The sequence below is a fragment of the Stenotrophomonas sp. CFBP 13725 genome, from assembly GCF_014841935.1.
GTDB lineage: Bacteria > Pseudomonadota > Gammaproteobacteria > Xanthomonadales > Xanthomonadaceae > Stenotrophomonas.
Map to the genome: position 1 here is coordinate 1 of NZ_JACYUV010000017.1, position 19,089 is coordinate 19,089.

Here is a 19,089-nt window from a genome sequence, read left to right on the forward strand (position 1 = left end):
GGCGGACGCACACCGCGCTGCGCGCTCGCCGAGCGTGGCTCGTCGCTACATGCCCCGCTTGGTAGCGCCGAGCCGTGCTCGGCGGAATCCTGCCGGTGTCGCGACGGCCGACACACACCGCGTTGCGCGCTCGCCGAGCGTGGCTCGGCGCTACATGCCCCGCTCCGGCGTAACGCACGCATCCACAGGAACGACGAAGCCGGGCAATGCCCGGCTTCGTTTCAAGCGCTCACCGAGGTTACTCGGTGGTGCAGCGTCAGGTTCGCTTGCGGAACATGGAGATCACAGCCAGCACCAGGAAGACCACGAACAGGATCCAGGCGATGTTGCTGGCGGCACCGGCAATACCGGAGAAGCCGAGGACGGCGGCGATAAGGGCGATGACGAAAAAGATGACGGCGTAGTGCAGCATGGCGATCCTCGCGGTTACGTGCCGGGGGTGGCGTTGGGGTCCATCCTCCCGCGTCGCCGGTGTTCATCAAGTGATGGAAAAATCGCCTTTTGATGAAGCCTTCAGTCGCGTGAGTCCTTCGTCAATGCTCACGATCGGTATGTAGCCGAAGTCGCGGCGTGCCGGTTCCATGCTGTACCAGTGCGGCGTACACAGCTGTTCGGCAAGGAAACGGGTGAGCGGCGGCTCGCCCGACAAGCGCAACAGCGGCCACACCCGCTCGCAGATCGCGCCGATGCGATACGCCGTCTTGAAGCTGATCGTCCGGTGCACGGGCGGGGCCCCCACTGCACCCAGCAGCTTGTTGAGCAGCTCACGCATCGGCAGCGGTTCGCCGTTGGAGATGAAGTACGCCTTGCCCGCACAGGCGGCTCCCGGCGCCAGCGCGTCCAGCGCAAGGAAATGGGCAAGCGCTGCATTGTCGATGTAGGTCGTGTCGACCTTGTTGCTGCCATCCCCCACCAGCCGCAGGCGGCCGGCACGGGCGCGCTGGGCCAGCCGCGGTACCAGTTGCAGATCGCCCGGACCCCAGATCAGGCGCGGACGCAGCGCGACGGTGGCGAGCGTTGCATCGTTGGCCGCCAGCACGCGCTGCTCGGCAATCGCCTTGGTCGCGGCGTACGGGGCCTGGAAGTCCTCGCCATAGGGCACTTCGTCCGCACCCAGCCCTTCCACGGGATGCGTGGCGCGGTGGGTCACACTCGGCGTGGAGGTATAGACGAGCTTGTGCACGCCCTGCGCGCGGCAGGCCGCTAGGACGTTGTCGGTGCCGACCACGTTGGCCTGGTGGTAGCTCTCGTAGCTGCCCCAGGCGCCCGCTTTGGCCGCGTTGTGCAGCACCGCGTCCATGCCGGCCACGGCATGCAGCACCGCCTGCGCATCGGCCAGGTCGCCCTGGATCTGGCCCACGCCCATCGCCTGCAGCGCCGGGTAGTGGCCCCGGTTGAAACTGAGCACCTGATGGCCTCGCTCGGCCAACCCGGCACAGAGTGCCTGGCCGAGGAAGCCGCCGCCGCCGGTGACAAGGACCTTCATGCTTTTTTCTCCAGCTCGGCGGCAGCCCAGATCGCCAGCTTCTCGCGGCCGATCTTGGCATTGTGGCGGATGTCCACCGGGAAGCCGGGATGGACGAGATAGTGCCGCAGGCCAGCGTCAGGCACGCAGACCGCCGCCTTGGCCCGCAGCGCGTCGACCAGTGCGGGCGAGCTGGACTGCCCACGTGCAAGCTCGATGCACAGCACCGGCACCTGCTGCCCCGGTGTACCGACGCCGACCAGCGCGCTGCGGGCAACGCCCGGGACGGTGTTGAACACCGGCTCGATCTGCTCGGTGTAGAGCGGTCCGCGTGCCGTCTCCACGCGCTGGGTCTTGCGGCCGCAGAACCACAACTGGCCCTGTGCATCGAAATAGCCGACATCGCCCATGCGATGCACCACGCGCAGATGACCGTCGGCCAGCGTCTCGCTGATCTTGGCGGCCGCCGTTGCCTGTGGGCGGTTGAAATAACTGTCCGTGGCGGTGGGTCCGGCCACGGTGATTTCGCCGATCTCGCCGACCGGCATCACCCGTACCCGGCTCCAGTCCGGCAGCGCGGCATCGTCGATGGCGATGATGCGCACCTCGTTGGGCGCCACCACACTACCCACGCAGGTGCCGGCCCCGGCCTCGGTCGCGGCACGGGTGTCTTCCAGCGCGCGGCCTTCGATCACCGCCACCGGCAGGCACTCGGTGGCCCCGTAGGGCGTCCAGAACTGGGCATCCGGCGGCAACAGGCGGCGGATCGTCGCCACCACGTCCGGCGGCACCGGCGCACCGGCCGACGTCACCCGCTTGACGCCCGGCAGGGGCTGTCCATGATCGGCCAGCACCCGCATCAAGGCGGGCGAGCCAAACAGTTGGGTCACGCCGTGGCGCTTGATCGCATCGTGCAGGCGGCGCGGGTCTGCCGACGCCGGTCGGGTCGGATCCATGTCCGGGATCACCGAGGTCAGGCCCAGTGCGGGGTCGAACAGGGCGAACGGCGGGAACGTGGGCAGGTCCACGCCACCCGGCTCCATGCCGAAGGCCGAACGCAGCAGCTCGACCTGGCCGACGAAGTGGCGGTGGCGGTAGACCACGCCCTTGGGCACCCCGGTGGAGCCGCTGGTGAACAGGATCGCGGCCGTGTCCTCGCCATCGGTATCGGCCAGCATGGGCGGCGTGCCTGCTCCTGCCCGCTCCAGCGCAGCCAGCGTGGTGCCACCCCACCCCAGCTTGCGCCCCACGGTGACCAGCCGCTTCGCCGACGGTGACCAGCGCAGCGCGAGCCGTGCCACATGGGCCAGCGGAATCCCGATGAAGGCGTCCGGCTGCGCCTCGTCCAGGCACTGCTTCAGCGCGCGCTTGTCGATGCCGGGATCCACCAGCACCGGCACCGCACCGATCTTGAACAACGCGAACATCAACAAGAAGAACTCCGGCGACGGCCGGACCATCACCACCGCACGCACGCCGCGGCCGATGCCGTAGGCGGCCAGTCCGGCGGCCATCGCATCACTGCGCGCGTCCAGTTGGCGGTAATCGAGGGTGACGTCGTAAGACGCCATGCCATTGCCCGGGCCGCGTCGGCCGGGGCAACGAATGGCGATCTGGTCAGGCCGCTCACGGGCCAACTCGGGCAATCGGGCGGCAATATTGCAGGATTGGTTCATCCGTTCATTGTCGCCGCGTCCGGAATTTCTTGCACGGCGCTCCGCTTCGTGGAAAATCCGCACTCTCTTTCAACGACGCGACTGCCGCCTGGGGCGGCTTGCCCATGCAACACCCCTGCATGACCTGTGGTGCCTGCTGCACCCAATACCGCGTTGCCTTTCATTGGATGGAATCGGACGAAGTCACGCCCGGTGGCGTGCCGAACGCACTGACCGAGGTGCTGGACCCGCATCGCCTGTGCATGCGCGGCACCCACAGCGCGCCGGTGCGCTGCGTCGCCCTGGATGCGCAGATCGGCGTGTATTCCCGTTGCACGATCCATCCCAACCGGCCCAGCGTGTGCCGCGAGGTGGATGCGTCGTGGGAATACGGCAAGCCCAGTGCGCAGTGCGAGAAGGCGCGCATCGCCTATGGCCTGGACCCGCTGACGCCCGCCGATTGGCGCTGGCGCGATGCGCCCGGCAGCAATGACGACCATCCGGACGACAACGGCTCGCCACAGGCCCCGATCGCGGCGTGAGCCGACGATTCGCCGGCGCGGTCGCGCCGAGCCCTGCTCGGCGGCCGTTTTTCCGCGTCCCCGCTCAGCTCAGCGGATGGGCATCCAGGAAGGCGCGGATCGCCGGTACCAGTACTTCATGCTTGTCTTCCAGCACGTAGTGGCCTGCGTCGTTGAACGCATGCACCTCGGCCTGCGGCAGCGCCGCCTGGAAGGTTTCCAGGAAATGATGATCGAACACGAAATCGCGCAGTCCCCAGCCGATGAACGCCGGGCGGTCCGCAAAGGACGGCAGCGCCTTGCCGGAGCGCTCCAGCAACGGCCACGCCTTGTCGGCCGGTGACAGCGGGATGTCCTGCATGAAGCGGATGGTGCTGATCCGGTTGGCCCAACTGTCATACGGGGCAACATAGGCGCGGCGCACATCGGCGGGCATCTTCCGCTCCACCCCCAGTCGCGAGGCGCCGGCCGAGAATGCATTGAAGGTGCGGATGATCCATTCCCCCACCTTCCAGTGCCGGCCCAAGCCGATCTGCCACGGCATCTTCTTCGCCGCCGGCATCGGGAAGGCGGCGGTATTCAACACCACCAGCCGCTTGACCTGCGCATGGTGGGACAGCGCCCAGCCGAAGCCGATCATGCCGCCCCAGTCGTGCACGGCCAAGGTGACCGGACCGGTGATGCCCAGGTGCGCCAGCAGCGCATCCAGGTCGTCCACGCGGCTCTGCAGGGTGTAGTCGTAGCGGTCATCGGCCGGCTTGTCGGACAGGCCCATGCCGATGTGGTCCGGCACGATGCAGCGGTACCGGTCCGACAGGCCGGCCACCAGCGTGCGCCAGTAATAGCTCCATGACGGATTGCCATGGACCATCACGACCACCTCGCCATCGCGCGGGCCTTCGTCGATGTAGTTCATCGACAGGCCGGGGCGGACGTCGAAGCGGTGGGTGGTGCTGGGGTAACCGGGTAGATTCATTGAAGCCGCAACCTGTCGATGCTGAAGGCTTCGTCGCCTTCTGGTTTCTTGACCAAGTCCATGCCACCGCACGGCCTCACGTTTACTTTCACTGCAGCACACGATACGGCTGTACGGCATGCGTGTTATCCGCCAACAGGCGCAGATAGGCAGGATGCAGGAACAGCTTCTCCTTGCCCATGCGTTGTTCCTGCAGGACCCCTACGTCGACGAGTTCGCGCAGATAACGCGCGGCGGTCTCCCGCTTTGCAATACCGGCCTCGACGACATTCTGGATGCGGCAATACGGTTGACTGAATATTACGTCGACAAGCTCACGACTATAGGTCTTCGGGCTGTGCTGCCGGATCCACTCACAGGCCTGATCGTGCAAGGCCCGTATCGCGTCGATCTTCGCTCCGGTCCAACGGGCAGTATCCGCTATCGCGTCCAGCATGTAAGCGATCCATGGGGCCCATTGACCATCGAGGGTCACCGCTTGAAGCAAGCGATAATAGTCGGCCTTTCGTTCGATGATGTACCGCGAGAGATAAAGCACAGGGCGATCAAGAAGGTCCTGCTCCACCAGCATCAGCAGATTGAGCACGCGACCGGTACGCCCGTTGCCATCGGTGAACGGATGGATGGCCTCGAACTGGTAATGGGCGACGGCCATGCGGATCAGCGGGTCTATCTCGCGCCCGTCATGAATGAACTGCTCCCAATTGGCGAGCTTGGCCCGCAGCAGATCTTCGCCCACCGGCGGCGTATAGATGACGTGCCCCGTCTGTTGGTTCACCAGCGAAGTGCCCGGTACCCGGCGCACGCTCATCTGCACATCCTTGATGCGACTGCAGACGATTTCAGCCGTCCGGGTCGACAATGGCCTCTCACGCAGCGAATGAAAGCCTTCCTGCAACGCGCTGCGATAGCGGAGCGCTTCCCGGGTAGCAGGTGAGGCAGCGTCCTGATGCTCGGCGTACCGGAAGAGTTCGTCGGTGGTGGTGACGATGTTCTCGATCTCCGAGCTGGCCTGTGCTTCCAGTAATGGAATGGTATTGATCAGAACAGCTGGATTAGGCAGGTGCCCTGTCGCCTGGCGAAGAGACGCCAGCGCCTTGTGTGCCTCGATGCATGCCTTCAGCAGCTCACGCGTCTCAAGTTCGGCGCGGGGTGGAAGCAAGGGCAGCTCGTTGTAGGGGCGTTGGACATCCATGCGGGGCGGCTCGTGTCGATGACGTCGACATGGTGCCACCGTCATGTCGAAATAAAACACTTTTTACGCATGAATAGGCAAAACCTGTGAACTGACCGTGTCGCAGTGACTGGGCCAATCCAGCTCGCTGGATTGGCCGACGGGATCACCAGACCACTTCAGCCATCGAGCAGTTCAGCCCCGAGCCGATGCCGAGCAGCGCGATGCGGTCGCCCTTCTTGAGCTTGCCCAACTGCTTCAGCTTGCTCAGCACGATCGGCACCGAGGCCGGGCCGATGTTGCCGTGCTCACCGAAGATGGTCATCACCTTCTTCGGGTCGATGCCGAAATTCTTGATGAACGCAGCGGTGTGCGGCTGGCTGACCTGGTGGATCACGAACTGGTCCAGCTCCTCCACCGCCCAGCCCAGCGCGATCTTCGCCGCGGCGAACGTCTTCTGCGCCAGCTTGATGCCCTCGATCAACAGCACGCGGGTGTCGGTGACCATGCGGTCCAGGTTACCCAGGCACAGCTGGTTCCACTCGGTGGCCGAACGGGTGACGCCGCCCTTGTAGCGCGGGGCGTCGGGCACCAGGTCCGAGCGCGCCATCACCATCGCCGCGGCACCCGAGCCGGTGGTCAGCGCCGCCAGCTCGTTGCGGAAATCTTCGGCAGTGACATCCGGCGCCGTCATGCGCTCCAACGTCTTTTCATACACCAGGTTCGCGGTTTCGCCGTCGACGACCAGCGCGTATTTCAGCTCGCCGCGCTCGATCATGCGGGCGGCGATGTCCATGCCGTTGATGAAGGCCAGGCAGGCGTTGGCGACGTCGAAGGTCACGCACTCCTCGCCCACGCCCAGGTTGCCGGACACGATGCTGGCCGTGGACGGTTCCAGGTAGTCGCGGCTGACCGAGGTGTTGATCACCAGGCCGACATCGGCCGGGCCGATGTTGGCGTCCTCCAGCGCCTTGCGGGCCGCCATGGTGGCCGCATCGGAGGCCAGCGTGCCGTCGTCCCACAGGCGGCGCGCATGGATGCCCGCCACATCCCCCAGCACGTCGGTACGGATACCGAGGCGGTCCAGGGTGGGCTGCAGGCGTTCGTTTATTTCCTTGGTCGTTAGCGTGTGGGGCGCGTCGACATGCGCCAGGCCGGCGATCGAGACATTCTTGAAGAGCATCGAGTTAGCGCCAAGGCTCAGGCAAAGGGGGCGTCATTCTATAACCCTCTTGGCCTGTCCGCACCTTTACGGGTTCAGCTTGGTCCGCGAGGGGATTTTCAGCGCGGCGGACACTGGTAGGCCGCGAAGCGCTGGCTGCCGTCCGCAGGGGGGGCCGAGGCCTGCAGCGCATTGGCTCCGGCACTTGGCGCTTCGTTGCGTGCCAGCGTCTCCAGCTCTTCCTGCACCCGCAAGGGGTTGCGGTTGTAGAAGCCGACCTTGTTCTTCACGGTGACCGCCACCTCGCCCTTGTTCACGCAGCCCGCAGGGACCGCGCCTGCAGGCAGCACCCGGACGCTGGTTCCGGCGGGCTCGATCGGCACCCAGGTGCAGGCAGTGGTGGCGAGCAGCAGGGCGGAGATCAGCAGGATGCGCATGGGGTCTACCAGAGAAGGTTTCCCCGATTGTGCCTGAACAGGCTGAACGACAGGTAGCGCCGAGCCCTGCCCGGCGAGCGCGGCGAAACTGCTGCCCCACGGTCGCCTCTCCGCGCAAACAGAAAGGGCCGCGGATTTCGCCGCGGCCCTTCTGCCTACACCGTGAGCATTCCCGTTATTTGGTGATGTCCACGTTCTTGGTATCGCGCAGGAACAGGCCACCGATGACCACGGTCATCAAGGCGATGGCGATCGGATACCACAAGCCGTAGTAGAGGTTGCCCGTGCCGGCCACCAGCGCGAAGGAGATCGCCGGCAGGAAGCCACCGAACCAGCCATTGCCGATGTGGTACGGCAGCGACATCGAGGTGTAGCGGATGCGGGTGGGGAACAGTTCCACCAGGTAGGCGGCGATCGGGCCGTACACCATGGTCACGTACAGCACCAATATCCACAGCATGAAGATCGTGCCGGGGATGTTGATGCGCGCATTGTCCGCCTTGGCCGGGTAACCGGCTTCGACCAGCGCGGCCTTCAGCTCGGTACCGAACGCATCGCCCTTGGCCTTGCCCTCGTCCTTCGCCAGGCCGGCGGCCTCGTAGGAACTCACCTTCGCCGTGCCGACGTTGACCACCGCCAGCGAGCCCGCTGGTGCCGGCTGCACGTCATACGGCACACCGGCCTTGGTCAGCGCGGCCGTTGCCACGTCGCACGAGCTGGTGAACTTGCGCAGGCCCACCGGATCGAACTGGAACGAGCAGGTGTTCGGATCGGCCACGACCAGCGCCGGCGAGTTGGTGCGTGCTTCTTCAATGGCCGGATTGGCGAAGTGGGTCAGGCCCTTGAACACCGGGATATAGGTGATGGCGGCCAGCAGGCAGCCGGTCAGGATGATCCACTTGCGGCCGATGCGATCGGACAGCCAGCCGAAGAAGATGAAGAACGGCACGCCCAGCGCCAGCGCGGCAGCGATCAGCAGGTACGAGGTGGTCGGATCGACCTTCAGCATGCTGCTGAGGAAGAACAGCGCATAGAACTGGCCGCCGTACCACACCACGGCCTGACCGGCGGCAGCACCCAACAGCACCAGCAGCATCAGCTTCAGGTTGCCGTCTTTCAGGCTGTCGCGGAACGGCGTCTTGGAGCCCTTGCCTTCGGCCTTCATCTGCTGGAACAGCGGCGACTCGCTCAGCTGCAGGCGGATCCACACCGAAATGCCCAGCAGGACGATCGACACCAGGAACGGGATACGCCAGCCCCAGTCTTCGAACGCCTCGTTGCCCAGGAAGTAGCGGCAGGCCAAGATGATCAGCAGCGACATGAACAAGCCCAGCGTCGCGGTGCACTGGATGAAGCTGGTGTACAGGCCACGCTTGTCCGCCGGTGCATGCTCGGCCACGTAGGTCGCCGCGCCACCGTACTCGCCGCCCATTGCCAGGCCCTGCGCCAGACGCAGGATGATCAGGATCACCGGTGCGGCAAAGCCGATCGAGGCGTAGTTGGGCAGCACGCCGACCAGGAAGGTCGAGATGCCCATGATCAGGATCGTGACCAGGAAGGTGTACTTGCGGCCGATGCGGTCACCGAGGCTGCCGAAGAAGGCCGCACCGAACGGACGCACGAAGAAGCCCGCCGCGAAGGCAAGCAGGGCGAAGATCATGCCCGTGGTTTCATTGACACCGCTGAAGAACTGCTTGGCGATGATGGCGGCGAGTGAGCCGTACAGGAAAAAGTCGTACCACTCGAACACCGTGCCGAGGCTCGATGCAAAGATGACTTTCTTGTGGCCGTGCGTCAGTGACACAGGCGCGGTACCAGGTGTTGTCGACATGAGACGCTTCCCCTCCGAAGCAGGATGACTGTGGTGCCGGCGTCAGCCGGCACCCGCGTTAGAAACTGTATTTGGTGGTGAACTGCACGCGGTTGATGTCGCCCTTGCGACCATCTTCGATCTCGCGCACGCCGTACATGTACTCCGCACCGATATCGACCTTGGGCATCGGCGTGTAGAACACATTGCCGCGGATGCTCTGCACGCTCTTGGTGACCAGTGGGCCGAGCGTGCCGTCGTTGTCATAGTCGCTGCGCGCATAGATCAGGTTGGTGCGCAGCTTCGGGGTGAAGGCATGGCGCCAGCCGACATAGCCCGCCAGCACGCCCGTCGTTGCCAACTCGTCGCGGGCGACGTCGTAGGCGGTATCGGCGGTGATGCCCAGGCCGATGTAACGCGAAATGCCCTCGCCCCCGGTCAGCTGGTAGTGCAGCGTATCGGTGTCGGCCATCACCCACTTGCCGCCCAGGGTCAGGCCGCCGGCGATCTTGTCCGCGTCCGCACCGGTGGTCTGGTTGTCCACCTTCAACTGGCGCACCAGGCCGGCCACGCCGAAGGTACCCCAGTCACCCTTCCATCCGTATCGCACGGTCAGGTCGGGCAGGCTGCCGCGATCAGAGCTGGCACTGGCGTTGGTCCACGCCCCGGTGACCGGATTGCGCACGCCGGTGAGCGTGGTCGTCTCCGGATTTTCCAGTGCCACGCTCAAGCCGCCGGTGGTATAGCGGATCTGTGCCTGGCGGACGAACACCACACCGTCGGTCGGACCGACGAAGTCGGCGGCCTCGGGAATCGAGGCGGCATCCATGAAGTTGGTCCAGGTCTGGCCTGCGGTCCACTTGTTCCAATACATGTACGCGTGGCGCAGAGTGACACCGTAGGTATTGGTGGCCGTCTGGTTGCCCAGCGAATTGCCGAAGAAATCCATCTCGAAGAACGCACCGGCCTTGTCACCGGACGCGCTGACGTTGTCGATGCCCAGGTTGAAGCGCGAGAACTTGGCATGGGCATTGAAGTCCACGTCCGAACGCTCGCCGCTGCCGCCCGCACCGGCCACCGGGGTCTGGCCCGGCAGGTACAGCGCACGGCCGGTGGCATCGTCGGCCAGTTGGCCATCGCCGGTCTGGGTGGCCATGAAATCAGCCTTGATGAAGCCGCCGATCTTGACCGTGGTGCCCGGTGCCGCGCCAGGGGTGATGGTGGTGACCTGGATCGGCTGCTTGCCTGCCGGCACGACCGGCTTCTGCTCGGCCTGCACCGTCCTTACCTCGGTGACGGCCTGCTGGGTCTGGCTGAGCTGGGTCTGCTGCTGTTGCTGCGATGACAGCAGCAGCTGCACCTGGCGCTCGAGCTCGCCCACGCGTGCTTCCAGTGCTTTCTCTCTCGCGGTTTCCGCGAACGCCATGCCCGGTGCCGCCAGCGCAACCAGCATGCAGGCAGCCAACGGCTTGCGCAGCGTCTTCAACGTACGGTGATTCATGTTGCCCTCTCTCCCAGGTGGCAAATCGAAAGACGCGCGTGGGGCACGGTCGAAGCCGAGGGTGCGTCCGCTTGACGCACCGCCGCTATTGGCCATTAGTCGTACCTGCCCGATGACGGCCGTCCCCGGAGCAGCCCAGTGCACCCTTGCCGGCCTGCAGGTTTCGACCATGGTCTAAGGGGTACGGTGTCGCGGCTGGGGACGGATGGGGCAAACTGGGTGTCAACGGTTGCCGCGCATGCTGCAACTGCACATAAAAGTCCACGTGCAAGTGAGGGTGCCATGGTTGATCTTTATCCCGTCGATCCGCAGTTCGCCGAAAAGTCGCGGATCAACAAGACCACTTACCAGCAGCAGTACCAGACGTCGGTCGATGACCCCGACGCGTTCTGGGGCGCGGCCGCGCAGCGCCTGGACTGGTTCAAGCAGCCGACGATCATCAAGAACGTCAGCTACGACCTCGCCGACTTCCACATCAAGTGGTTCGAGGATGGCGAGCTCAACGCCAGCGTGAACTGCCTGGACCGCCAGCTCGCCACGCGCGGTGACAAGACCGCGTTGCTGTTCGAGCCCGACAGCCCGGATGCGCCGGCGCAGCACGTCACCTACCGCGAGCTGTACGAGCGCACCTGCCGCCTTGGCAATGCGCTGCGCAACCTCGGCGTCAAGAAAGGCGACCGCGTCACCATCTACCTGCCGATGATCGTCGATGCGGCCGTCGCGATGCTGGCCTGCGCGCGCATCGGTGCCATCCACTCGGTGGTATTTGGTGGGTTCGCGCCCAACTCCATTGCCGATCGCGTGAGCGACTGCGCCAGCAAGTTGATCATCACCGCCGACGAGGGCCTGCGCGGTGGCAAGAAGATTCCGCTGAAGGCGAACGTCGATGCCGCCCTGAAGCTGCCCGGCACCAACACCGTGGAAACCGTGCTGGTGGTACGCCACACCGGCGGCGCGGTGGACATGCAGGCGCCGCGCGACCGCTGGTTCCATGATGTGGTGGACAGCCAGCCCGCCGAGTGCGAACCGGAACGCATGAACGCCGAGGATCCGTTGTTCATCCTCTACACGTCCGGCTCTACCGGCAAGCCGAAGGGCGTGCTGCATACCACCGGCGGCTACCTGCTGTATGCGGCCTACACGCACGAGGCGGTGTTCGATCTGCGCGAGGACGACATCTACTGGTGCACCGCCGATGTCGGCTGGGTCACCGGCCACAGCTACATCGTCTACGGGCCACTGGCCAACGGCGCGACGTCGCTGATGTTCGAAGGCGTGCCGAACTTCCCCAGCACCTCGCGTTTCTGGGAAGTGATCGACAAGCACAAGGTGACGATCTTCTACACCGCGCCCACCGCCATCCGCGCCTTGATGCGCGAGGGCGAAGAGCCGGTCAAGAAGACCTCGCGCAGCTCGCTGCGGCTGCTTGGCAGCGTCGGCGAGCCGATCAACCCGGAAGCCTGGCGCTGGTACTACGAGGTGGTGGGCGACAGCCGCTGCCCGATCGTCGATACGTGGTGGCAGACCGAAACCGGTGGCATCCTGATTTCCCCCCTGCCGGGCGCAGTGGACCTCAAGCCCGGTTCGGCCACGGTGCCGTTCTTCGGCATCCAGCCGGCGCTGGTCAATGCCGATGGCGAGATCAAGGACGGCGCCACCGAGGGCAACCTGATCATCCGTGATTCGTGGCCGGGCCAGATGCGTACGGTCTACGGCGACGACCAGCGCTTCATCGACACCTACTTCCGCACCTATCCGGGCGCCTACTTCACCGGTGACGGCTGTCGCCGCGATGAGGATGGGTATTACTGGATCACCGGGCGGGTGGACGATGTCATCAACGTCTCCGGCCATCGCATCGGCACGGCCGAGGTGGAAAGTGCACTGGTGTCCCATCCAAAGGTAGCCGAAGCCGCAGTTGTCGGCTTCCCGCATGACGTCAAGGGCCAAGGCATCTATGCCTATGTCACCCTGATCGCCGACGAGGCCCCCAGCGACGAACTGCATAAGGAGCTGGTGGCATGGGTACGCAAGGAGATTGGTCCGATCGCCACGCCTGACCACCTGCAGTGGGCGCCGGGACTGCCCAAGACACGCTCGGGCAAGATCATGCGCCGCATCCTGCGCAAGATCGCGGAGAATGCGCCGGACCAGCTCGGCGACACGTCCACCCTGGCCGATCCATCCGTGGTGGCCTCGCTGGTCGACGAACGCAAAGTGAAGTAACGGCCAGCGGGGGGCAGCTCGGTTTCGCTGCACGACACGGATCTGCCCCCTTCCGCCCTCCTGTTTTCCCTAAGCTGACGCCATGACCACCCTTTTGATTGCCGATGACCATCCGCTGTTCCGCGAAGCACTGCGCGGCGCCGTGCAGCGTGTCATTCCCGGCGTACAACTGTTCGAGGCCGACAGCGTGGAAGCACTGTATGCCTTGGCCGACCAGCACAACGATGCCGACCTGGTCCTGATGGATCTCAACATGCCCGGCGCGCAGGGTTTCAACGCGCTGGTGCATATGCGGTCGCTACACCCGCACCTGCCCGTGGTGGTGGTGTCGGCACGCGAGGAACCGACCGTGATGCGTCGCGCACTGGACCACGGCGCATTCGGTTTCATTCCCAAATCCGCAGATTCGGACACCATCGGCCATGCGCTGGGCATGATCCTGGACGGCGAGACCTGGGCGCCGCCGGAAGCGCATAACGTGCCGCCCACCGGACGCGAAGAGCGCGAAGTCGGCCAGCGCCTGCGCGAGCTGACGCCGCAGCAGTTCCGCGTGCTGCAGATGTTGGGTGCCGGACGGCTGAACAAGCAGATCGCGTATGACCTCACGGTCTCCGAAGCCACGATCAAGGCCCACGTCACCGCCATCCTGCGCAAGCTGGGCGTCACCAACCGGACCCAAGCGGTGTTGATGGCAGGCAAGCTGGCCATCGATGACCAGCAGATCGTGTTGCCGCCAGAAGAAGAGTGAGCGGTTGAGGAGCGGCCGCTGCGCTCGCCGAGCGTGGCTCGGTGCTACCGTGATGCCGCGTCACGCTGCGCAATATAGCCGCAGCTATGAAACCCAGCTTTACCTGCGCAATCACGCGCTGACGCCTCCTGCTGCAGCGCCGGTGCTAAGCTTCGCGTCCCCTTGGGGAGTAGCCGGTTTCCTGCTGCAGGAAACGCCCGTATCAACATGCTCGGCCAATGCGCCGTGGTGCGGGCAACCATCATGGTTGGCGAGACCAGCGGTCCGCGTGCGCAACGACAGGTTGGGCGCGAGCGCGGGCCGTGCGTCCGTCTTCGCCTGACCTGTCGTGAACCTCATGTCCCCTCTTTCGATCCTCCTGATCGGCTTCGCCATGTCCACCGATGCCTTCGCTGCCGCCATCGGCAAGGGCGCCGCCATGCGCAAACCGGTGTTCCGCGATGCACTGCGTGCGGGCCTGATCTTTGGCGTCATCGAAGCCATCACCCCGGTGATCGGCTGGCTGATCGGCCGCGTCGCGCTGGACTACGTGGAGGCCTATGACCACTGGATCGCGTTCGGCCTGCTGTCTGCGCTCGGTCTGCACATGGTCGTGGCCGGCCTGCGGCCCGAAGACGAGTCCGAAGACGAAGATCCCTCGCGCCACCAAGGGTTCTGGCATCTGGCCGTGACCGGTTTTGCCACCAGCATCGACGCGATGGCGGTCGGCATCGGGCTTGCCTTCATGGATGTGCATATCGGTGTCATGGCGCTGGTCATCGGCCTGTGCACGCTGACCATGGTCACTGCGGGCATCATGCTCGGCCGGGTGCTGGGCAGCCTGATCGGCAAGCGTGCGGAAATCATCGGCGGCGTGATCCTGATGATCATCGGCAGCACGATTCTGTACGAGCACCTGAGCGGGGCGGCATGAAGCAGCCGTCGGTACGGCGTCGCCTCACTCCCACCATCCCCGGGGTCGGTCGCGGTTGGTGCAGCGCCGGCGGACAGTGACCGGCGGCTCGGCGGAGGGCTGGTAACAGTCGGCCAGGGTCCGGTGGTGCGGGGTGTCAGCTGCTTCAACGCCGCCCGATCCGACAGCGTGCGGATCCAGGTCGGCCGGCACGGCCGCGCCTGCTCCACGCAACGTGCCACTGAGGTACACACAGCGGTCGTCTTTGAACAACGGCACCGGCGATACGTGATGCTCCAGGAAGGCCTTCATCGTGTCATATGAGATACGGTCGACCGCCGCAATGTAGTACCGGCCGTGCTCCGGCTGCAGCACCAGCAGCGGTCCGTGTCCGATGCACTCGGCACGACAGAAGTCGGCGATGCGTTCAAGCGCCTCGTCATCACAGTGCAGAGCGCGCTCGGCGCAGTAGGCGCGGAAGTGAGCCGTCATCTGCGCTGCCAGGACCTCAATGCACGTGTAGACATGCCGCAACCGCTTGTCGTCGGAGGCGGTGATGCGCTCGCGCTGCAACCATGCGCGCATCTTCGGGTAGCGGTTCAGCGTCTGCCACTGATGCTGCTGGCTGGCCTCGATGGTCGCCTGGTCCAGTGAGAACTGATGGGATATCACGCCCATCGCCGCCCCCACCACGGCATCGCCCAACAACTGGGCGCTGCCTTGGCACATCCATGACATGCCGGCACCCAGCGCACCCCCGACGGCGGCCGCCAGCACCGGCGCTGCAGGTGATTGGACCGGCAGGTTGAGCACCACGTGCAGTGCGCTCCCCAGCGCGCAACCGGCGTCGCGGACGCGCACCAGCGCGACAGACGGGACAGCGTGGGAAACAGGAGGAACAGTCAGCATGAAGCATCACCTGCGGGGAGGGGATGCTCTGGATACCGTGCCGGCACCGCGGCTGCCACCAGCCAGCGCGCATCGCGGCGAACGGCAGGGGACGTCAGTCGCGCGGCGTCGCGTAAGCCGCCAGGAAGGCGCGCAGCGACGCAGGTTTGATCGGCTTGGTCAGCAGGCGATAACCCCGATCACGCGCCATCCGCTTCAGCTCATCGCGTCCATCGGCCGTCAGCAGCGCACCAGGCAGGTCACTGCCGGCGGCCTCGCGCAGTGCCACCAGCGTATCCAGCCCGTCCAAGCGGTCATGCAGGTGGTAATCCACCAGCATCACGTCCGGACGCTCGGCCACCTTCTGCAGCGCCTGGTCCACCGTGCTCGCCGTGATCACCTGCACCTGCCACCGTCCCAGCAGCGCGCGCATGCCGTCGAGGATCTCTTCGTCGTTGTCCACGCACAGCACGCGCATGCCCGCCAACGAGTCGGCACGCACGGCCGGGATCGCCGCGGCCGCAGCGTCCAGCTCGCCCATCCCGTGCGTCGCGGCCACACGGGGCAGGGTGATGGAGAACATCGAGCCGCTGCCCACGCGGCTGCGCGCATTCAAGCGATGGTCCAGCAGGCGGGAGATGCGCTGGCAGATCGACAGCCCCAGCCCAAGCCCCTGTTCACCCCAGTCGAACGGCTGCTGGTAGCGATGGAACTCATCGAAGATCTGCTGCATGTGATGTTCAGGGATGCCTGGGCCTGTATCCCACACCTGCAGCTCGATCTCGTCGCCGCGGTGGCGCACCGCCAACACGATCCTGCCCTTGCGGGTGTAGCGCAGCGCGTTGGCGAGGAAATTCTGCATGACCCGGCGCAGCAGGCGACGATCACTGCGCACCCAGGCCGGCCGCGCGAACAGGTCCAGGCGCAGGCCCCTCCCTGCAGCGACGGGAGAATACTGGGCAGCCAACTCACGCATCAAGGCACTGGCGTCGAAGTCGCTGATCACCGGATGCAGCCCACCGGCATCCAGCCGCGACACATCCAGCAGCCCGTCCAGCAGTTCCTCCGCCGCGCGCAGCGATGCATCCACGCGCTCGGCCAGATGACGCTGTTCTTCGTTGTTGTGGTGGCTCTCGCGCAGCGCCGACGCAAACAGCCGGGCCGCATTCAGCGGCTGCAACACGTCGTGGCTGATCGCTGCCAGGAAGCGCGTCTTCGACTGCTGCGCTGCTTCTGCGGCGTTGGATCGCTCCGCGACACGCTGCTCCAGCGTCTCGTTGGCCTCCAACAGCGCTTTTTCCGCGTGCTTGTAATCGGTGATGTCGTTGTAGCTGGTGACATAGCCGCCGCCGGGCAAGGCCTGGCCCCGCATCTCGATCACCTTGCCGTCGCTGCGGGTACGTTCGAACACGTGTGGTGAACCGGCCCGCATGTAGCGGATGCGGCGACTGATCTGCTGCTCGATATCGCCCTCGCCCAGCTCTCCACGTTCGGCGTTGTACCGGATCAGGTCAGCGACCGGACGACCCACATACAGCATGCCATCGGGGTAGCCGAACATATCCTGATAACGCCGGTTCCACGCGGTCAGGCGCATGTCCGGGTCGACCACGCTGACCCCGGCGCTGATGTTCTCCAGCGTGGTGGACAGGATCTCCCGATTGAAGCGGAGCTCCTGGCCGGCTTCATCCAGCACCGCCACGACTTCGCCCAGGTCCATGCCGGAGCCACGCAGCAGGCTGGTCAGCAACAGGCGTGCGGAGGCTGCGCCGATGGAGGCGGCCAGCAGGCGTTCGGTGAACTGCACCCACGGTCGATCGGCAGGCACCTGGGTCTGCAGCTCGCGGCCCAGCGACTGCGCCTGCTCGAAGAAGGATCGCCGCGCATGGCGCTCGCCCACCACGCGCGATGCCAGCGCCAGCAGATCGCCCACATGTACGTGACCCGGCCATCCGCTGGCCACCGAGGGGCGCTGCGCGTAAGGATCCAGGAAGGGCGCCGCACGCAGGCGCTCATCCACGCTCGGCCGCCAACGCGCCGATACCAGCATCATCGTGCCCGCGTTGACCAGCAGCGACCAGAACGTGCCGTGGGTCAGGGGATCCCACCCGTTCATGCCGAACAACTGCTGCGGACGCAGCCACGCCACCCCGAAAGGACCTTCCGCCAGCCAGCCGGTATCCAGCCATCCCGCTTGGGTCAGTGCAGGCAGCAGCAGGGTGTAGACCCATGTGGCGAAGCCGAGCACGATGCCGGTCTCGACGCCCCGGCGGCTGGCGCCGCGCCAGTACAAGCCACCGATCAGCCCCGGCGCGAACTGGGCGACAGCGGCGAACGCCATCAGACCGTAGGAGGCCAGGGAATTGTCGTTACCGCTGCTGCGGTAGTAGCTGTACGCGATCAGCGCCAGCAGCAGGATGGCGAGGCGGCGTATCCACAGGACCCGCGAGGCGACGTCGGCCGCTTCACCGGTATCGCCACTGCGCCGCAGTAGTACCGGCATCACCAGATCGTTGCTGATCATCGTCGCCAGCGCGATCGAGGACACGATGACCATGCCGGTCGCCGCCGAAAAGCCGCCGATGTACGCGATCAACGCCAGGACGTTGCGCCCTTCGTGCAGCGGTAGTGCCAGCACCATCGCATCGTCGGCTACCGAGCCGCCGGTGCCGAACAGGGTCACGCCCGCAGTGGCGATGGGAATCACCATGGCCGAGATCACCACCAGGTAGCCACCGAACATCCAGCGCGCGCGACGCACGTCGCGTACATCGCCGCACTCCACCACGGCCACGTGGAACTGGCGTGGCAGACAGACGATGGCCAGGAAACTGAGCAGGGTCTGCGAGATGAAGCCAACCGGCGGCAGCGAGGTGAACAGGGTGTGCGCCGACTCGACCACCGCGTTGGTGCGTTCGCTCAGCCATACATAGGCGAAGATGCCGAGCGCCACCATCGCCAGCAGCTTGATCACCGATTCCAGCGCGATGGCCAGCATCATGCCGTGGTGATGTTCGGTGGCGTCCACCTGGCGCGTGCCGAACAGGGTGGCGAACAGGGCCATCAACAGGGCCACGTAAAGCGCGGGGTCACTGAAGTAGCCCGTCGGCCCGCTGTCGCCGGTAAGCACCTGCAGGCTCATCGCCACGGCTTTGTACTGCAGCGCCAGGTAAGGGACCACGCCGATCAGCGCGATGATCGCGACCAAGGCGGCCAGACGGCGCGAGCGACCGAACCGCGACGAGATGAAGTCGGCGATGGAGACGACGTTCTGGCTGCGCGCCACCAGCGCCAGGCGCTCGATGATGCGCCAGCCGAACAGCATCATCAGCAACGGACCGATGTAGATCGACAGATAGCCAAAGCCGCTTCGGACCGCGGTCCCTACCGCGCCATAGAAGGTCCACGACGAGCAGTACACCGCCAGCGCCAGGCTGTACACCACCGGCCGCAGCCACGGGCGGTCCGGGTACAGCGGGCGTCGGTCACCCCACCACGCCACGCCGAACAGCAGCGCAGCATAGGCAACCGAGACCAGCAGCAGGATCCAGCTCGACACCAGGGGCTCGTCGTCCAGCGGAGAAGTGCCGCCCAGTGTAGAGCGTTACGCGGCCATCGTCCGATGGACAGCGGC

Annotated in this window: 15 protein-coding genes; 4 read left to right on the plus strand and 11 right to left on the minus strand. The window is 65.5% G+C overall.

Translation table 11 applies throughout. From position 1 onward, the window contains the following. Positions 1-256 precede the first annotated feature (256 nt). The 3 genes from IFT65_RS17725 to oleC form a co-directional block, all read right to left on the minus strand. The gene (locus tag IFT65_RS17725) at positions 257-412 is read right to left on the minus strand and encodes a DUF1328 domain-containing protein (protein ID WP_083491872.1); all 156 of its coding nucleotides are present in this window, start codon (positions 410-412) and stop codon (positions 257-259) included. A gap of 66 nt (positions 413-478) precedes the next feature. Next, positions 479-1,486, minus strand: a complete 1,008-nt coding sequence (oleD, locus tag IFT65_RS17730) for a 2-alkyl-3-oxoalkanoate reductase (protein ID WP_192082748.1) — start codon at positions 1,484-1,486, stop codon at positions 479-481. Continuing rightward, a complete protein-coding gene (gene oleC, locus IFT65_RS17735; RefSeq protein WP_192082749.1) occupies positions 1,483-3,141 on the minus strand; it encodes an olefin beta-lactone synthetase in 1,659 nt (552 codons plus the stop codon). Before oleC ends, oleD begins: the two co-directional genes overlap by 4 nt. Before the next feature lie 104 nt (positions 3,142-3,245). On the opposite strand from oleC, the gene IFT65_RS17740 reads away from it, so the two are divergent. Further along, complete coding sequence (locus tag IFT65_RS17740; RefSeq protein ID WP_188325453.1) at positions 3,246-3,662, plus strand: YkgJ family cysteine cluster protein; 417 nt, start codon at positions 3,246-3,248, stop codon at positions 3,660-3,662. Positions 3,663-3,726: 64 nt separating this feature from the next. Here IFT65_RS17740 and IFT65_RS17745 read toward each other — a convergent pair whose 3' ends face one another. The 6 genes from IFT65_RS17745 to IFT65_RS17770 all read right to left on the minus strand — a co-directional run bounded on the left by IFT65_RS17745 (position 3,727) and on the right by IFT65_RS17770 (position 10,701). Then, the gene (locus tag IFT65_RS17745) at positions 3,727-4,617 is read right to left on the minus strand and encodes an alpha/beta fold hydrolase (RefSeq protein WP_192082750.1); all 891 of its coding nucleotides are present in this window, start codon (positions 4,615-4,617) and stop codon (positions 3,727-3,729) included. Between the two features lie 88 nt (positions 4,618-4,705). Next, complete coding sequence (locus IFT65_RS17750) at positions 4,706-5,743, minus strand: Fic family protein (RefSeq protein ID WP_274602827.1); 1,038 nt, start codon at positions 5,741-5,743, stop codon at positions 4,706-4,708. Positions 5,744-5,957: 214 nt separating this feature from the next. Next, positions 5,958-6,974: a 3-oxoacyl-ACP synthase III gene (locus IFT65_RS17755; RefSeq protein WP_188325455.1), complete on the minus strand. Its 1,017-nt coding sequence runs from the start codon at positions 6,972-6,974 to the stop codon at positions 5,958-5,960. A 98-nt stretch (positions 6,975-7,072) separates the two neighbouring features. Further along, positions 7,073-7,390, minus strand: a complete 318-nt coding sequence (locus IFT65_RS17760) for a DUF4156 domain-containing protein (RefSeq protein ID WP_188325456.1) — start codon at positions 7,388-7,390, stop codon at positions 7,073-7,075. A 175-nt stretch (positions 7,391-7,565) separates the two neighbouring features. Beyond that, positions 7,566-9,221 carry an MFS transporter gene (locus IFT65_RS17765; protein WP_192082752.1) on the minus strand — a complete coding sequence of 552 codons (1,656 nt, stop codon included), beginning with the start codon at positions 9,219-9,221 and terminating at the stop codon, positions 7,566-7,568. Between the two features lie 58 nt (positions 9,222-9,279). Further along, positions 9,280-10,701 carry a DcaP family trimeric outer membrane transporter gene (locus tag IFT65_RS17770; protein WP_192082753.1) on the minus strand — a complete coding sequence of 474 codons (1,422 nt, stop codon included), beginning with the start codon at positions 10,699-10,701 and terminating at the stop codon, positions 9,280-9,282. Positions 10,702-10,983: 282 nt separating this feature from the next. Between IFT65_RS17770 and acs the strand changes: the two genes are divergently transcribed. The 3 genes from acs to IFT65_RS17785 all read left to right on the plus strand — a co-directional run bounded on the left by acs (position 10,984) and on the right by IFT65_RS17785 (position 14,588). Further along, a complete protein-coding gene (gene acs / locus IFT65_RS17775) occupies positions 10,984-12,927 on the plus strand; it encodes an acetate--CoA ligase (protein WP_192082754.1) in 1,944 nt (647 codons plus the stop codon). A gap of 82 nt (positions 12,928-13,009) precedes the next feature. Next, the gene (locus tag IFT65_RS17780) at positions 13,010-13,675 is read left to right on the plus strand and encodes a response regulator transcription factor (protein ID WP_188325461.1); all 666 of its coding nucleotides are present in this window, start codon (positions 13,010-13,012) and stop codon (positions 13,673-13,675) included. Positions 13,676-14,012: 337 nt separating this feature from the next. Then, complete coding sequence (locus tag IFT65_RS17785) at positions 14,013-14,588, plus strand: manganese efflux pump MntP family protein (RefSeq protein ID WP_192082755.1); 576 nt, start codon at positions 14,013-14,015, stop codon at positions 14,586-14,588. Between the two features lie 24 nt (positions 14,589-14,612). On the opposite strand, the gene IFT65_RS17790 is transcribed toward IFT65_RS17785, so the two are convergent. Together IFT65_RS17790 and IFT65_RS17795 are read right to left on the minus strand one after the other, a co-directional pair. After that, the gene (locus IFT65_RS17790; protein ID WP_192082756.1) at positions 14,613-15,476 is read right to left on the minus strand and encodes a hypothetical protein; all 864 of its coding nucleotides are present in this window, start codon (positions 15,474-15,476) and stop codon (positions 14,613-14,615) included. A 94-nt stretch (positions 15,477-15,570) separates the two neighbouring features. After that, the gene (locus IFT65_RS17795; protein ID WP_192082791.1) at positions 15,571-19,017 is read right to left on the minus strand and encodes a PAS domain-containing hybrid sensor histidine kinase/response regulator; all 3,447 of its coding nucleotides are present in this window, start codon (positions 19,015-19,017) and stop codon (positions 15,571-15,573) included. Positions 19,018-19,089 lie beyond the last annotated feature (72 nt).

Coding starts and splice junctions, on each gene's coding strand:
- oleD (WP_192082748.1), bottom strand. CDS start 1,486: ATGAAGGTCCTTGTCACCGGCGGCGGCGGCTTCCTCGGCCAGGCACTC.
- IFT65_RS17770 (WP_192082753.1), bottom strand. CDS start 10,701: ATGAATCACCGTACGTTGAAGACGCTGCGCAAGCCGTTGGCTGCCTGC.
- IFT65_RS17790 (WP_192082756.1), bottom strand. CDS start 15,476: ATGCTGACTGTTCCTCCTGTTTCCCACGCTGTCCCGTCTGTCGCGCTG.
- IFT65_RS17745 (WP_192082750.1), bottom strand. CDS start 4,617: ATGAATCTACCCGGTTACCCCAGCACCACCCACCGCTTCGACGTCCGC.
- IFT65_RS17760 (WP_188325456.1), bottom strand. CDS start 7,390: ATGCGCATCCTGCTGATCTCCGCCCTGCTGCTCGCCACCACTGCCTGC.
- oleC (WP_192082749.1), bottom strand. CDS start 3,141: ATGAACCAATCCTGCAATATTGCCGCCCGATTGCCCGAGTTGGCCCGT.
- IFT65_RS17740 (WP_188325453.1), top strand. CDS start 3,246: ATGCAACACCCCTGCATGACCTGTGGTGCCTGCTGCACCCAATACCGC.
- IFT65_RS17755 (WP_188325455.1), bottom strand. CDS start 6,974: ATGCTCTTCAAGAATGTCTCGATCGCCGGCCTGGCGCATGTCGACGCG.
- IFT65_RS17765 (WP_192082752.1), bottom strand. CDS start 9,221: ATGTCGACAACACCTGGTACCGCGCCTGTGTCACTGACGCACGGCCAC.
- IFT65_RS17780 (WP_188325461.1), top strand. CDS start 13,010: ATGACCACCCTTTTGATTGCCGATGACCATCCGCTGTTCCGCGAAGCA.
- IFT65_RS17725 (WP_083491872.1), bottom strand. CDS start 412: ATGCTGCACTACGCCGTCATCTTTTTCGTCATCGCCCTTATCGCCGCC.
- IFT65_RS17785 (WP_192082755.1), top strand. CDS start 14,013: ATGTCCCCTCTTTCGATCCTCCTGATCGGCTTCGCCATGTCCACCGAT.
- acs (WP_192082754.1), top strand. CDS start 10,984: ATGGTTGATCTTTATCCCGTCGATCCGCAGTTCGCCGAAAAGTCGCGG.